Annotated in this window: 11 protein-coding genes; 3 read left to right on the forward strand and 8 right to left on the reverse strand. The window is 36.8% G+C overall.

Features of this window, described 5'->3' with window-relative positions:
* Window positions 1-5: 5 nt before the first annotated feature.
* A complete protein-coding gene (locus tag IPH66_15335; protein MBK7130719.1) occupies window positions 6-722 on the reverse strand; it encodes a glycosyltransferase in 717 nt (238 codons plus the stop codon).
* A gap of 86 nt (window positions 723-808) precedes the next feature.
* On the opposite strand from IPH66_15335, the gene IPH66_15340 reads away from it, so the two are divergent.
* The 3 genes from IPH66_15340 to IPH66_15350 all read left to right on the forward strand — a co-directional run bounded on the left by IPH66_15340 (window position 809) and on the right by IPH66_15350 (window position 3,676).
* Window positions 809-2,557: an MFS transporter gene (locus IPH66_15340; protein ID MBK7130720.1), complete on the forward strand. Its 1,749-nt coding sequence runs from the start codon at window positions 809-811 to the stop codon at window positions 2,555-2,557.
* A 78-nt stretch (window positions 2,558-2,635) separates the two neighbouring features.
* Window positions 2,636-3,217: a sigma-70 family RNA polymerase sigma factor gene (locus tag IPH66_15345; protein ID MBK7130721.1), complete on the forward strand. Its 582-nt coding sequence runs from the start codon at window positions 2,636-2,638 to the stop codon at window positions 3,215-3,217.
* 129 nt (window positions 3,218-3,346) lie between these two features.
* Window positions 3,347-3,676 (forward strand): hypothetical protein, encoded by a 330-nt coding sequence (locus tag IPH66_15350; GenBank protein MBK7130722.1) that lies wholly within the window; start codon window positions 3,347-3,349, stop codon window positions 3,674-3,676.
* Window positions 3,677-3,684: 8 nt separating this feature from the next.
* Here IPH66_15350 and IPH66_15355 read toward each other — a convergent pair whose 3' ends face one another.
* From IPH66_15355 to IPH66_15385, 7 genes are all read right to left on the reverse strand, one after another.
* On the reverse strand, window positions 3,685-4,344 hold the full coding sequence (locus IPH66_15355; protein MBK7130723.1) for a T9SS type A sorting domain-containing protein: 660 nt from the start codon (window positions 4,342-4,344) through the stop codon (window positions 3,685-3,687).
* A 26-nt stretch (window positions 4,345-4,370) separates the two neighbouring features.
* The gene (locus IPH66_15360; GenBank protein ID MBK7130724.1) at window positions 4,371-5,678 is read right to left on the reverse strand and encodes a peptidoglycan DD-metalloendopeptidase family protein; all 1,308 of its coding nucleotides are present in this window, start codon (window positions 5,676-5,678) and stop codon (window positions 4,371-4,373) included.
* Between the two features lie 134 nt (window positions 5,679-5,812).
* Window positions 5,813-6,838: a tryptophan 2,3-dioxygenase gene (locus tag IPH66_15365; GenBank protein ID MBK7130725.1), complete on the reverse strand. Its 1,026-nt coding sequence runs from the start codon at window positions 6,836-6,838 to the stop codon at window positions 5,813-5,815.
* 134 nt (window positions 6,839-6,972) lie between these two features.
* Window positions 6,973-8,196, reverse strand: a complete 1,224-nt coding sequence (locus tag IPH66_15370) for a cytochrome C554 and C-prime (protein MBK7130726.1) — start codon at window positions 8,194-8,196, stop codon at window positions 6,973-6,975.
* Window positions 8,197-8,244: 48 nt separating this feature from the next.
* Window positions 8,245-8,871 carry a DUF3365 domain-containing protein gene (locus IPH66_15375; protein ID MBK7130727.1) on the reverse strand — a complete coding sequence of 209 codons (627 nt, stop codon included), beginning with the start codon at window positions 8,869-8,871 and terminating at the stop codon, window positions 8,245-8,247.
* Window positions 8,872-9,217: 346 nt separating this feature from the next.
* Window positions 9,218-12,769, reverse strand: a complete 3,552-nt coding sequence (locus IPH66_15380; protein ID MBK7130728.1) for an N-acetylmuramoyl-L-alanine amidase — start codon at window positions 12,767-12,769, stop codon at window positions 9,218-9,220.
* Window positions 12,770-12,914: 145 nt separating this feature from the next.
* Window positions 12,915-14,708, reverse strand: a complete 1,794-nt coding sequence (locus IPH66_15385; protein MBK7130729.1) for a hypothetical protein — start codon at window positions 14,706-14,708, stop codon at window positions 12,915-12,917.

Here is a 14,708-nt window from a genome sequence, read left to right on the forward strand (position 1 = left end):
CTGTTTTATCGCCAGAGCACTTTCAAAAAATTAATTGATTCACGCAACAGAATGCGCATATTAACTTTGCTGAAAACGACATCTGGCTTGAGCTCTACTTCAGCTAGTGAAAATTTGAGTTTTCGTTTACTCGCTAATTTTATAAATTCAAGATCAAATAAAAAACGATCAATTTTTGTTTCAAGAAAAACAGCGGCTCCATTTTTATTGAATCCTTTGATGCCACATTGAGAGTCGTCAGTAGGCAGGCGTAGAAAAGTTTTTAATGTCCAGCGTAAAAATTTTGAAATCAATTTTCTGAGAAACGGAGTCTTTGAATAATATTCATTACCCCGGTGACCGGGCACTACATCATATCCTTCAGATAATTTTTGATAAACACCCAAAAAACTTTTTTCAAGATATGGAAAATCAATATCTGTATAAATAATCAAATTATACTTTGCTGCTGCAACACCTTGTCTAAGTGCGTGTCCTTTACCTTTGTTTATTGGATATTGAATGTATGTGAAATCAGGTAAATTATTTTTGATGAATTCAATTTTGTCATCTTCCGTATTTTTTACTGAGCCATCATTCACTAGAATGAGTTGAGGAACTATTCCGGTTTTTTCTATGATTGATTTCACAGATGACACAACAATTTTTTCCCAATTGGTAGGAGGATTGAAACAAGGCAATACCAGCGAGAAAAAATCATTATGTGTGTGGTTGGTGTTCATGTTGATTCCCAAAAGTACGAATTGAAGCCCGATTTATTCGCATGCACAAAATATTCTTTAGCTTTGAAGACTAACATTTGTGAATCATGACAATTCAAGAACAGTCAAAAACTAATTACGGAGCATTGGCTATGCTGACCACAGTCTTTTTTTTCTGGGGTTTTATTGCGGCAGGAAATTCAGTATTCATTCCTTTTTGCCGGAGCTATTTTGACCTGGATCAGTTTCAAGGCCAATTAGTTGACTTTGCGTTTTATGGTGCTTATTATTTAGGTGCCTTGGCTCTATTTGCATGGGGATCAGGTAAAGGCAAAGACATTATCATGAGTTGGGGTTATAAACGCAGCATTGTGTATGGTCTGCTTCTTTCAGCTGTTGGAGCAGCAGCTATGATTATTTCAGTTTATGCCAATGTCTTTACAGGCATGTTAGTTGGGTTGTTTATTATAGGTTTGGGTTTCTCAGTGCAGCAAACTTCTGCTAACCCTTTCATGATTTCTATGGGTGATGAAGCAACGGGCAGTAACCGAATTAATCTTGGAGGAGGCATAAATAGTTTTGGTACCACTATTGGACCTGTAGTGGTGACATTAGCCTTGTTTGGAACATCAGCCGCAATTTCAGATGATCAAATTCAAGCACTTAGTTTATCAAAAGTTATATTACTGTACGGATGTGTCGGATTACTTTTTCTGGTTGCTGCAACCATGTTTGGTTTCTCTAAAAAAGTGCCGGCTATGATAAAGAACGAAAAAGCCGAACCGGCAAAAAATGCGCTACTTACATTAGGAATTATTACCGGCTTATTGATTATATGTTTTGCTCCGGTTTTTGCAAGTTATAAATCGGCTGAAGCAATTACTCTTTCTGAAATGCAAGAGCAAGTTCCGATCATTGAACAGCAGGTGCAGGATGGATTGCAAACGACGCTGTATCTTGAAAAATTTCAAGAACAAGTTTCTGAAATTAAAAAACCACTTGAACAAAGCCGCATGATGTGGTTGAGTTTTGGTTTGGTAGTAGTGCTTGTTGGATTAATGTACTCATACTTCAAAGGCAAAAAACAAAAAGAAGGTTGGGGCGCTATGCAATATCCACAACTGACCTTAGGCATGCTTGCTATTTTTGTTTATGTTGGGGTTGAAGTTGCAGTTGGAAGTAATTTGGGCGAATTATTAAAACAAGAAAAATTTGGTGGTTTTGATTCGTCTGAAATTGCACCTTTCATTTCTATGTATTGGGGCAGTTTGATGATTGGCAGATGGGCAGGTGCAATTAATGCGTTTAAATTGAGTCAAAGCACTAAAGCGATCTTGAGATTTATTGTGCCCCTGATTGCTTTTGCGGTTGTGCTCGGTTTTTCTCGCATAATGGGCTATCAAGTTGATTATTTTTATTGGTATATTCTGTGTGTATTGATTCAAATTTTTGCTTTTATTATTACAAAAGATAAACCCGCACTTACTTTGGCTGTGTTTGGAATATTGGGCGTGGCTGCTATATTGACAGGTTTAATGAGTTCAGGTCAGATAGCAATTTATGCATTTTTGTCAGCCGGATTATTTTGTTCAATTATGTGGCCTTGTATCTTTTCGCTATCGCTTGCAGGCCTTGGAAAATATCAATCACAGGGTTCAGGCTTTTTGGTCATGATGATTCTGGGTGGCGCTATTATTCCGCCCTTACAGGGAAAGCTCTCAGATGTAATTGGCATTCAGCCATCGTTTATTGTCGGCTTGATTTGCTTCGCTTATCTGGCGTTTTTTGCAGTGTATGTCAAAACCTTACTCAAAAAACAGGGCATATCATTTGATGATTCAGTTGCAGCACATTAGAATCACTGAATTTTGAAATGCATTAAAATATTGTTTGGTTCTATTCGTCAACGCAAATAATCAATTGAACAATATAAGATGGCATACGTTAAGGAAATAGCACTAGTGAAACCTGATATAGCACAAACGGTAGAAAAAGAGCGCGGCAAACTTTTCAATTTTATACGTAAAAGAGTGAAGTCTACGCTGGATGCAGAAGATATTCTGCAAGATGTATTCTATCAATTTATCCGCGTTCAAGACGAAGTGCAAAAAATTGAAAAAGTCAGTTCATGGCTTTTTCAGGTGGCCCGTAACCGAATTACTGATCTTTATCGCAAAAAAAAGCCGGCCAATTTTTCTCAATTTATTACTTCAAGTGAATCTGATGATGAGTCGTCTTTAAGTTTTGAAGATTATATTCCTGATCTTACTGATTTACCTGATGCCACAATCACACGTGAAATGGTTTGGGAAATACTTGATGAAGGCTTGAATGAATTGCCTGAAGAGCAGCGTGAGGTTTTTAAAATGCACGAATTTGAAGATCTGTCATTTAATGAGATCTCTGAAATTACAGGTGAAGGCGTCAACACGCTGATTTCAAGAAAAAGATATGCTATTCTGCATCTCAGAAAAAAACTAGACGAATTATATCGTGAAATTGTAAATGGTGATTAATCACACCGGTCAATTTTTTTCTGTTCCTCTTAATATCCCTTGTTAGATTGCTAATAAAAACAGAGATCTAAGAATACTTCAGAATATCTCATTGACACCCAGAAAGAGTATCAACCAAAACAAAAAATTATGAAAGCAAAATATATTTGGTGGCCAATTGGTTTTGCAGCAATCGTTGTAATAGTTAGCTTTATTGTCATGTGGCTTTGGAATTGGTTGATGCCTGAACTCTTTGGTTTGGTTGTCATCAATTTTTGGCAGGCACTTGGTTTGCTTATTCTGTCTAAAATTCTTTTCGGAGGAGTATGGGGACATCACAAAGCATGTCATCATGGCCATCATCATGATTGGAAATATCGGTTCAAATCAAAATGGCAATGCATGTCTGAAGATGAAAGAAAAAAATGGGAAGATAAATTTGCCGCAAAATGTAAAGAGCACGATAATTCAGGCGAATAAAATTCTGACTAAATCTTTACTATTTTTTCAGTTAATTCTCGCTCATCTTCATCCTTAATTTTAACAATGTACATGCCGGCCGGAAAATCTCGTAGACTCACTGAGTATATATCTTCAATGGCAGAATTGATCACCAGATTTCCGGATGAATCATACACCGATAATATGGTATTGCTGTAACCCAATTTTAAGAATACGGTCAGCACGTTTTCAGCAAAAGTTAATTGTGCCCAGGGTTGATTTTCTATTGGCAGCGAATCACTTTCAACGTGATAAATAAATGAAACTGTATCTTGGTCAGACGGATTAAGTTCATCAAAAACGGCAAACTGAATGATGCCATCACCGGGCGTATCATTCGCTGATAAATTGATGGAAATGTAAGCTGATTCTGCCGGAGTAATAGTTCCAAGAGAGCCGTCATCAGGCACTTTGGTGTAACAAATCATATTGGTGCAACCTGTTACACTCCATGCTTCAGGGATATCTGAATAAATGAGCTCAAAACTTAAACTGCGCGGAATGGAAGATTCATTTTTGATGTAAATATATTCCGTGTTATAGTAATTGGTGTTCACCGTGCTCTCATTGATGAGCCCCGGATCAAAGGAAAGATTTTGCCCAAAAGCACACGAGCCGGTTAGCAGAAACGGAAAAAATATTTTCATGCCTTGAGAACGAAGAAAGAAATAAATTATTGTTCAATTTCTTCTTCAATAGGTTCATCTCCGGTCATGATATATTTTGTAACAGACATTGAATCTAATTGTACTTGTAAAGGTTTGATATATTCAAGGTAATGTGGCAGAAGAGAATCAACCATAGGTACTGATTCAGGAAATTTTTCAGCGCGATGATCAATTTGTTGACCGTTTTTCCAGAAACGATAGCACACGTGTGGTCCGGTGGCAAGACCTGTGCTTCCGACGTACCCGATAATGTCACCTTGCTTTACATGAACACCTTTTTTTATTCCAGGTGCAAAACCTGACATATGTAAATATTGCGTTTCATAGGTGTCATTGTGATGAATTTTCACATAATTACCATTGCCACTTGTGTATGATGCTGCAATTACAACGCCGTCACCCGTAGCCATGATTGGTGTGCCATGTGGTGCAGCGTAATCTGTTCCTAAATGGGCTTTCCATCTTTTTTGTACAGGGTGAAATCTTTTCATAGTGAAACCTGAACTGATGCGCGAATATTTTACCGGTGCCATCAGAAAAGGTCGTTTCATTTCTTTTCCTGCAGTATCAAAATAACCTATTTGTTTGTTAGCAGAATCTACTACATACCTGAAAGCATAATATTCTTTCCCTTGATGCTTGAACCACGCTGCCTCAATATCACCAATTGAATACGGAATACCTTCAACTGATTTTTCTTGATAAATTACTTTGAATTCATCACCCGGATGCAATTTGAAAAAATCTATTGTCCATGCAAATACGCCGGCAATAAATTCTGCCATTTCACCTGTCATATTGATGTCTTTCAACTGTTGATCCAATGCAAAGGTGAGGTTTGAATTTTTCACTATTTCACCTGAAAGAATTTTTTCTGCTGTAGATGTTTCTTTTTCTTTTTTGCTAACGATTACTGTGTCATTCTGAAAATCAAAAACAATATACTCAACTCTGTTTTTTGGATAGATACAGTACAATGCTTTTTCAGATGTATCACCAATGGCAGCCAGAATCATGAAGGGCACACCTTCTTTTACATACTTTAATCCAATGGTTGAATCAGCACATAAATTTGCTGCAATGTTAATGTTTGCTTGAGAAACGCCGTAGGGACTCAACATGTGACTGAGAGTCCACTCAGGTTGAACCGTATCACGGATCACTTGAAATGAATCAAGAATAAAACCATACTCAATGGTAGGTAGTTTTACAATGACAGAGTCTTTTTGATCAGCCTCATCACTTGAACCGCCACTACAAGATAAGACAGAAAGCATTGCTGCAAAAGCAACCAAGTATAAATATAAACGCATGCTGATTGATTATTTCAGCAAATGTAGAACATAACACACTTAAGGTGACAAGCCTCAAGCAGTGTTTATTAAAAGGATAATGTTTAATGAAACGGAAAGTGTGAAGATTTCGCCCAGTCTAATGAGGTCATGGATTATATATTATCTCTCAATTTCTCGGTGCGAATACCGTCAGCCATCACCTCGTCAACCCATGCTTTGCCCCATTCGTCCATTTCTTTTTGAGACCATAGCTCAGGATAAAAAATTCTGCGTTGAAAATGTGGTGGTAAATAATTTTGCCAGTTCGTTCCTCCGGTTCCTTTTGATTCACCTGATTCTCTTGCAAGATATCTCACCGCTGTGCGATAATGAACAAGCGGCCAATTGATATTTACGTTCACATCCAGCTCACGCATTTCTTTTACGAGTTTTGGATTTTTTCTGTCCGCTTCACTCAACTCGCTGTATTTTTTCCACACGTTGCAGGTTTCAAATTCATCTGCCAGTTTGTGAAATTCATGCATGTATTTTTTTTCAAAATGTACCAGTGTCAAAGTTTTTTCGCCGGTTTCTTCTACTATGGCTCCTTGTTTCCAATAAATATTGTCTAGTTGCTCATGCACATCAGCATTCCAAAGATATTTACGTTTTGATTCATGTACTAAATATTTTAAATCTGTGCAGGCAATTTCAATTCTTCTGTATGAAGCGGTTTGGAATCCACTTGCGGATAAAAGTGACATTCTGAATTTGGTGAATTGATCTTTATCCATTCCAAATCGCATCACATCAAATGACTTGGTAAGTGCTTCAAAATATTTGTTGATTCTACGTAAGCGATCAATTAAATAATCTGCTTGAATTTTTTCATTCCAGCCTAAATCTTGTCCTTGCTCGCTGATGTTTTTTCCGTTGTAAGCAATTTGCTTCAACTCATGTTCTGCCAAACAGAAATATAATTCGGTGATTTGATGATATACAATAAAAATTTTTTCATCCGGAAAATCTGTTTTTGGTTTTTGTAAGCTTAGCAGGGCATCAACTTCAATATAATCCCAATAAGCTAGAGGATTGGCATATATTAATCCGTCAAGATATGCGTTGAGATCTTGTCCAATTGACGCATACTTGGTTTTGAGAATTTCTATTCTCTTCAAGGTTTCTTGTGAAATTTCCATGGGGTTAGGTATTTATTGCAGCTAATATAGAAAAGATTTAGAATGATACGAGATGACATTTGTCAGCGATTCTTTTTTTTGATTTGTAAATCAATGTTGTAACCGATTTAATCAAACCAGAACTATTCCTTGTTTTATTGCACTGAAAAATTTTGTTCATCACGGAATACTTCTATCCAAATAGGATATTTTTCAAGCAAGTTATGATAGATTGCATTTTCTTCAGTCATACGATGTTTTGTTACGATAACACTTAGTGTATAAGCCCCGGTCTCTTTCACTTGATATCTGAACAAATACTGACGTGATTCTTTTGGCTTGAGATTATTATCATCAATTTTTTTTGCCTCCGGATACCATTCCCAAGTTTCTCCAATGCGGTGCGTTTCTTCTTTTGTAATCTCTCCCTGAGAATTTGTCAAACGAAATGTAATGATGAAATATCTTTCAGGATCTCCGGTAGGAACAGAGTGTCCGGCAAAACTGTTTTGCAATGTGATTTGATGAATGATTGTGTCTTTTGAAGTATATGTTTTTCTAAGTTGTCCAACCTGAAATTCAAGACTTGTGAGTCCTTCAACTTTTGTGTCCATAAATTTTGGAATTCCTGAGCCGGGAAAATGATGAAAGTGTCCTGATTTTTTTTCAAATCCATTCACCAGCGGACGCTCTGTTAATGGCATGTGGCATGAAATACAATTTTTACCTTCTTTACTTGCCCAATTATTTTTCCATTCATCACCCGTTTCAAAAGTACATACCAGAACCGGATTTAACTGGTCAACCACATTGTGGCAGCTCATGCATAATTTTTCGTTCAAAAATGAAGTATCTTGTTTTGTTTTATGCGGTGCCTGCGTGTTGCCTATTGCTCCAATCACATAACCGTCGCGCACATGACAAGTTGCACAGGTAATACTTTCTTGTTGCAACGAAGCATCAAAATGAGGATTTTTTTCAAGTACCGGTTTTTTGTAGTCTCCATCAATAAATCCTTTCACAATAAATTGTTGTTGATCTTGCAAAGGGATGTGACAATTGATACAGCTAATGATACCGTTTTTTTCCAATTCAACTTGAAATTGATAATCCTGCCAAGCTACTGCATGGGTGCTTTTTTGCCAATCATGATAGATTTCTTGATGACAGGCACCACAACTTGCTGCTGAAATTGAATTTAATCCTTCAGGTATTTCAAGGTGTGGTATGGGGGATTCCCAATGTTTGTTTAATGGAACTGTGTCATGAGGGATGTAGGCGATTACCTGCTCATTTTCATAATTGCATGCACTGATCCAAACTACACCACTGATAGTAATTGCTAGTATGAAGTAGGGAAAATATTTTCTTAATTGCATCTGAATACCGTGCGGATGTTTTTAATTTTTACAAGATACGATTTCAAATTAATTTTGTTTGATTCTCAGCAAACCGCGTATTTCATTTAATTCAAATCCGGTTGCTTTATCATTCGGATATTTTTGTTTTATATGTTCATTGAGGGGTTCACTTATCTCTGTGCCAATATTTCCATGACAATTTAAACACAGCGGACCGGCAATGTAAATGGGCGCATAAAAGGTATAACCATCAGCCCCTGAAAGCACAATAGGAGTTTTGTTCATGTCTTTTTCAAGGGCATATTGTGATATAATATATTTTTCAATTGCTGACGCTTCATTGTTTTGATTACGGGCTTTGTGTGAAATTCTTTGAATATTCATGTGCTGACTTGTGGAAATGCTGTCTGTGATTGAAACTGCGTTAAGCGAGCAAAAATCAACAGCACCTTCAAGACCATGAGCGCCTATGGCATTTGTGAGCGCAGTAACTAATGTTGTGTTTACCTGGTTGCCTATTATTTTACTTTGTTCAAGAAAGACATTTCGTTGAATGGAATCTTCAGCAAGGGCTTTTGAAATATCTTCCTTTTCTATAGTTGATTTATTTGTATCTGCACAACTCCCTAATAATTGTATTATCCAAATACCTGAAATGACGATGAAATTTTTGGTGTTTATTGAAAGAAACATAGTGTGATGGTTTATGAAAGGAATATTTTCAAGCGAAATAATTTTAGTTCAAAAGTTTAATTGTTTACAAAGTTATGAACTAATTCAAGATTATACAAATGAAAAAAGGAAGCACCATGTTGTGATACTTCCTTTTCTCTTGCAAAAACTATAAAACCCAAAGAATCTGTACTTATGAATAACAGATCCAAAACAAAGGTAGCACAATTTCAGAAAATGTCAAGATTATTACGGATAAATTTTACGTAAAAGAATTGTTTGATCGTCAAGATGCCAGTCCTTCGGCTTGATATTACTGAGAAACCAAGGCCTGTTAAATTTTGCAAAATCTGACCTAGTCTATACCTTATCTGATCTCTATTTTGCGGAATAGCATGCTGTCATCAAAGGATATTCTGACCAGGTAAATTCCGGGAACAACAGAAACCTGATTTAAATCAATTTCTTTTGAAACAGTTCCGCTTAAAATTTGTTCAGAAAAAATCAGTCTGCCTCGTGCATCAACCAGATCAACTTGTATAGGTTGTTTTGATTCATCATTCCACTCTATTATAAATGAACCAGAAGCCGGATTTGGATAAATGAATATACTTGCCTCATCATGCTCTTCTATTGCTGATGTTTCAATTACCGTAACTGTTGACCAGGCAGTATCATTTGGACAGGTGCCATTGATAGCAATCATCATAACGGAGTAATTTCCGGCAGATGCATAACCATGCCATGGATCATTATCTGCTGAGGTGTATCCATCTCCAAAATCCCAGAAGTATCCGTTAGAATTAATAGATGAGTTCGTAAACGTTACATACGGATAATCCATTGCGACCGTGTCAGTACTTTGCGTGAATTGCGCATCCGGCATTTGCAAAACTTCAATGGTTAAAAACTGAATTTCTGAATCGGTTCCTCCGGGGCCATCAGCGGTAAGTGTGATCTCATAGGTGCCTGAAAACGGGAACTGAAAATAAGGATTTGTAGCCGTTGAACTAGGTGGTATTGCACCGGGTGCGGTCCATAAATAATCAGTTGCATCTGCACTTGAATTTAAAATTTGCAGAGAATCACTCACACATACATTGGTATTCATCAACGTGAAATTTGCCGTTGGAGGATTAACCGGAACCTGAAGAAATTGCCCATCAGAACTAATTATATCAGACAACAAACCGGCACCGTTTTCTGCACGCACATTCACGTAATACATTTGCCCATATGTTAAACTCAAACCGGCATTCGTCATGGATGTGTCAAACCAATTATCAGTCCACGTAACTATATCCGTTAGGCCTGGTGATGTACCAATTGAATACCAATAGCGCGCAATGTCAGAATGACTATCACTTGATGTAAACCAGTTGGCTGAAATTTCAGTATTAGATGTAAAGACAGAAATATCGGACGAAAGTCCGTCAAGCACTTGAGAAATATTTGCAGGTGCTGTCCAATCAATATTTGCCAATTGCCACCCAATAGCAGATACATTGGATGAACTGTCAATGGTGATAGATTTAATTTTAGCAGAGGCAGTAGACGGATTTGTATTTTGATAACGAGCATCACCGCTTATTCCAATACTTACTGTTTCACTTGAGGCACGATTGTGATACACCTTAAAATCATTCACGTCATAAACACAGTTTCCGGATCGGAATGAAACAGAATTACCTGCTGAAAGTGGCGTTGAATCTGTCCAAGATGTAACAAATTCATCATTGACCCAAACTTTAATTGTACCGCTGTTTTTGTCATAACTTGTTTTAAAATCATACCACTGATTTGCATTGATTGTATAGGTCACATCAGCCATCAAAGTAAACACATCACTGACTACTTCATAAATTTGTACTTTATTGTCGTCTTCTCTGAACCAAATAAAATATGAGTTTCCACGATTTGGTAAAGATGGATTATCACACATGAAATGAAATCCTGCACGCTTGTTTGTGCCGGTTCCGCTTATTTTTCCTCCCCAGTGATACAAGAAAATTTGATCATCATCCTGATTCAGGTTTGCATAAATATTGGTATTGGAATTGCTTTCATCGTTTTGATTGAGGTAACCTGAAACAATATTCCAGTTGCCTGTTGATGTAGTCCATTCCGGATGAATTGCCAAATCAAAATTGTCTGAAAAAAAACCATGATCAGCATTTGCTCTCCATTCTGTTCCGTCAAAATCTATTACTTGATAAAATTTATAGTGAATGCCGCTACCGCCTGTATTGTCTGCATCTGTAAAATCACTGTTGAAATCTGTAGTTTTCCAGTCTGTTGAAAAACTAACCGTTGTTGACGGCGGAATAATGTCACCTGGCACAGGACCAGCAACACTACTCCAGTTAATTTGCCAGCCTGATGAAACGGTAGCACAATCTGATCTGAATTCAATTAACATTTCGGCACCTGTTGATGTGATATTGGAAGGTAAGGTACTACCGGTGAAAACACCTAGTACCGGATCAGTAGTTGAAGAACCATCATAGATATACATATAATCCCAATCAGTTTCCAGATTAAAACTGACAAAGCTGATAGAAACGGTTACCGCACCTGATGGTTGAATCAGATACAGTTTTCGTTCGTCGTCTGAATAATTTGCACCGGCTCCTCCGCTGTCATAAAAAGTTCCGCTACTCGCTGTATAAGTTGTTACGGTGGTGTTGTCATTGATGAGTTGATAATAGTGTTCCCAATTCCAGTATATTCCCGGGTCAGTATGAGTTTGACTAGGGTAGTGCTGATGTCCTTTAATTTTTGTGCATGATCCAATAACGTTTATTCCAGATGTTGCTGGTCCCTGAAAAGTTCTCAGCGGATTGATTCCATATCCACTGTTGCAAATATCTTTAACCAGATTTGCTGATCCAATATACATGGCCTCAGTATACCAAGCAGGATTTGTAACATAACCTTCATGCTCAATGCCGATGGTGTAAGGGTTTTCAGATCCAACATGCCATGCTTTGTTTGCTTCATAAACCATCTGTGTTATCTGCCCGTCAGATGACCTGGCAACATAATGATATGATACGTTGGCATCACAATTTTGAGCCCATGAAATTGCACCGGCGTACGAACCTTGAATGGTGTGAATAGTGACGGCTGAAATGGCTGTTCCGCTGCGTGATGAATAATTACATGATGGGGCTGCAACCCACAATGCCGGTGCGTATTCAAGTGATTTGAATTGTGGGGTATATTGCGCTCCATCGTTAGATTGAATTACGTCTTCGTTAATGATTACGGTTGTAGCTGAAAGTACTTCAAAATTTTCTTCACCGTAAATAGAAATAAAATCTAGTTGATATGCAGGAAAACCATACGCAATTTGTTTTTGAGGATCAGTTAAAAATCGGAGCACTTCATACGTGAAACAATCTAGTGCAAATTGATTGGCTTTGTTTTTATCTATTGGAATTTCTGAGAGAATTTCAAGTGTCTGAAGATGTTTGTCAATAGTATTTTCCAATGCAGATAGGTGGTTTGTTTTATTTTCATTCTGCATTAACATATTCAAATGGTATGCATAAGCAGCGGCATAAGCATAGATATTTTTTAAAGGATCATTTTTTATTTCATCCACAGTGATACCTGATAAATCAGATACCATCAGCAAATTATTTTTGAAATAGCCTTCTCCGTTTTCAGTCAACCCCATTACACCGGAAACCACGGGTAATCCGGCACAGCCCTCATCCATGGTTTGAATATGCTCAATGCGGGTTTGTGCATAAGCTACTGCTTCAAGCATTCCTTCAGGTATTTCAGGAAAAGCATCATACGCATTTTCAAATTCAGTTTGATATGGATAATTTATTGCAGACTGACTCAGCACAAAATTTGGTGATAAGGCAACTAAAAGGATTGAGAAAAAAATATATCCGACAGCTTTCATAAAATCTTTGAATTTCAAGGCGCTAAGATACATTCTGATATCTGATTTTATGCAGATTATTTGTGAAGAAAAGGGAAAGGATAGATTATTTTTAAGAAAACCTAAAAAAGTTTCACGAATAGGTAATTTTTACTCTAACAAATGCCTATTTATAGTCAGTGATTGGTTCAAAAAATTCTATTGTCCTTGATTTGAAATGAACAGAACTTTCATCATCGTTCATTGCACCGAAAATGATATCATCTTCATCACTTCTAATATTTGGCGTGAGATAATAATAGACAAGCGTATCACAAGTTGCCTTATTTTTACAGCCACAATCTGTTGGAGTAAATCCTTGCCAGCTGTAATCTCTGTCTTTATAACTCATGGTGGTATACAAAATCAATTTATTGTCGGTGGGGAGCGGCTTGCTCATCACGTAAGTAACTTTTATCCAAACATGTGATTTTAGTACATAGTCGTTTGTTTCAAGTCGCAGAATTTCCAAATATGGATTTGCAGAATTGATGCTGTCTTTCAAATTAAAATTGGTATTCAGGGTGAAAGCGTTGGAGTAATTTTGCTCATTCTTCTTAAAGCCTTCCCGATATCCTTTTTCAAGATCAAAATGGAGTAATTTTTTTTGTTCCTTGCTGGGTGCATTCACTTGAAAAAGAGTTGAGAAATAATAATCTCTTGTCATAAAAGAATGATTCAATATTTTACTGCTGAATTGGTATGTTTGAAATAAGTTCAGAGAAGTTGTTGCAACGACGAAAATGGCGAGTAGAATTTTTGATGTTGTTCTCTGAATAGTCATCAAGAAATAGCCTGCAGGTAAAATACAAAGAACATAACAATCAACCATTGCCCTTGAACTATAACTGGCACCGTACCACCAACATGACCACGAAGAGGCAATGTAGGTAAATATTAAAATGATAGCAGAAATTATACGCCCCTGTGGATGTAGTTTTGAGAATTTATACATGCCAATAATGGCAAGTAACATAAACGGCGTATAAATAAACCAGCCTTTTCTGAAACTAAATAAAAATTCAAAAATAAATGGGTCACTAAAATTAAAACCCTCACCCGGGTTATTGGCATAGCTATTCAATAACCATGATCCGCTTGATAAAAACCAATACAGCGCTTGAGGAAAAATCACCAAAATAAATGCAGTGATCATGAAAATAAAATGATTTCTGTTTGAATGTTGAAACCAACTGAACGGGTCTGACCATTTTTTCCATGTGGTCAAAGGCCACAAAAAAAATAATAAACCAAAAATTCCATCTGGCGGTCTCACAAGAGTTAACAATCCCCAGAATATGCCGCAAACAAAAGCTTGTTTAATAGTTTTGCTTTGATAGAATTTGATCGTGTTATATAAAAAGATGCTCAACATGCTTAGGGCTAAAAGATGAGATTGACCGATAGCTCCATAATACATCCACAGAAGATTTGTTGAAAAGATCAAAAGAACAAGTAAAGTTGCCGCCTGCTTATCACTGAAAAAATGCAGAAGTATTTTACGAATATAAATCAGTCCAACAATTTCATAGAACCAGTTTCCAATATACATCATCAGCTGATAAGGATAACTAAAGCCATCAGCAGGATAATCTGCCAATGACGCCCAGAATTCAGCAATCAAATAAAATGGAGTCATGAGTATTGCCCACCCGCCTGTGTATTTTGTGTAGTAGTGTCCTGATTCAGTTGCAACAAATTGGTAGAAAGCAGGCGATACATCATATATTTTATCAACGCTTTCAACGTAACTCAAATCATTCAGAATAATTTGATTGTTTTCAAAAATCAAAGGAAGATATACGTAGTGACCAAATATATCCCAACTCAGAATTTGTGGAATAGGTGGATAAAAAACTAAGCAAGTAATAATAACTGAAATCAGTACAAGAATATTTTTTGAATTGAAATATTTTGTCAT

The sequence above is a fragment of the Crocinitomicaceae bacterium genome, assembly GCA_016708105.1.
GTDB lineage: Bacteria > Bacteroidota > Bacteroidia > Flavobacteriales_D > Crocinitomicaceae > JADJGJ01.

Coding starts and splice junctions, on each gene's coding strand:
- IPH66_15345 (MBK7130721.1), top strand. CDS start 2,636: ATGGCATACGTTAAGGAAATAGCACTAGTGAAACCTGATATAGCACAA.
- IPH66_15385 (MBK7130729.1), bottom strand. CDS start 14,708: ATGACAAAATATTTCAATTCAAAAAATATTCTTGTACTGATTTCAGTT.
- IPH66_15340 (MBK7130720.1), top strand. CDS start 809: ATGACAATTCAAGAACAGTCAAAAACTAATTACGGAGCATTGGCTATG.
- IPH66_15335 (MBK7130719.1), bottom strand. CDS start 722: ATGAACACCAACCACACACATAATGATTTTTTCTCGCTGGTATTGCCT.
- IPH66_15365 (MBK7130725.1), bottom strand. CDS start 6,838: ATGGAAATTTCACAAGAAACCTTGAAGAGAATAGAAATTCTCAAAACC.
- IPH66_15350 (MBK7130722.1), top strand. CDS start 3,347: ATGAAAGCAAAATATATTTGGTGGCCAATTGGTTTTGCAGCAATCGTT.
- IPH66_15355 (MBK7130723.1), bottom strand. CDS start 4,344: ATGAAAATATTTTTTCCGTTTCTGCTAACCGGCTCGTGTGCTTTTGGG.
- IPH66_15380 (MBK7130728.1), bottom strand. CDS start 12,769: ATGAAAGCTGTCGGATATATTTTTTTCTCAATCCTTTTAGTTGCCTTA.
- IPH66_15375 (MBK7130727.1), bottom strand. CDS start 8,871: ATGTTTCTTTCAATAAACACCAAAAATTTCATCGTCATTTCAGGTATT.
- IPH66_15360 (MBK7130724.1), bottom strand. CDS start 5,678: ATGCGTTTATATTTATACTTGGTTGCTTTTGCAGCAATGCTTTCTGTC.
- IPH66_15370 (MBK7130726.1), bottom strand. CDS start 8,196: ATGCAATTAAGAAAATATTTTCCCTACTTCATACTAGCAATTACTATC.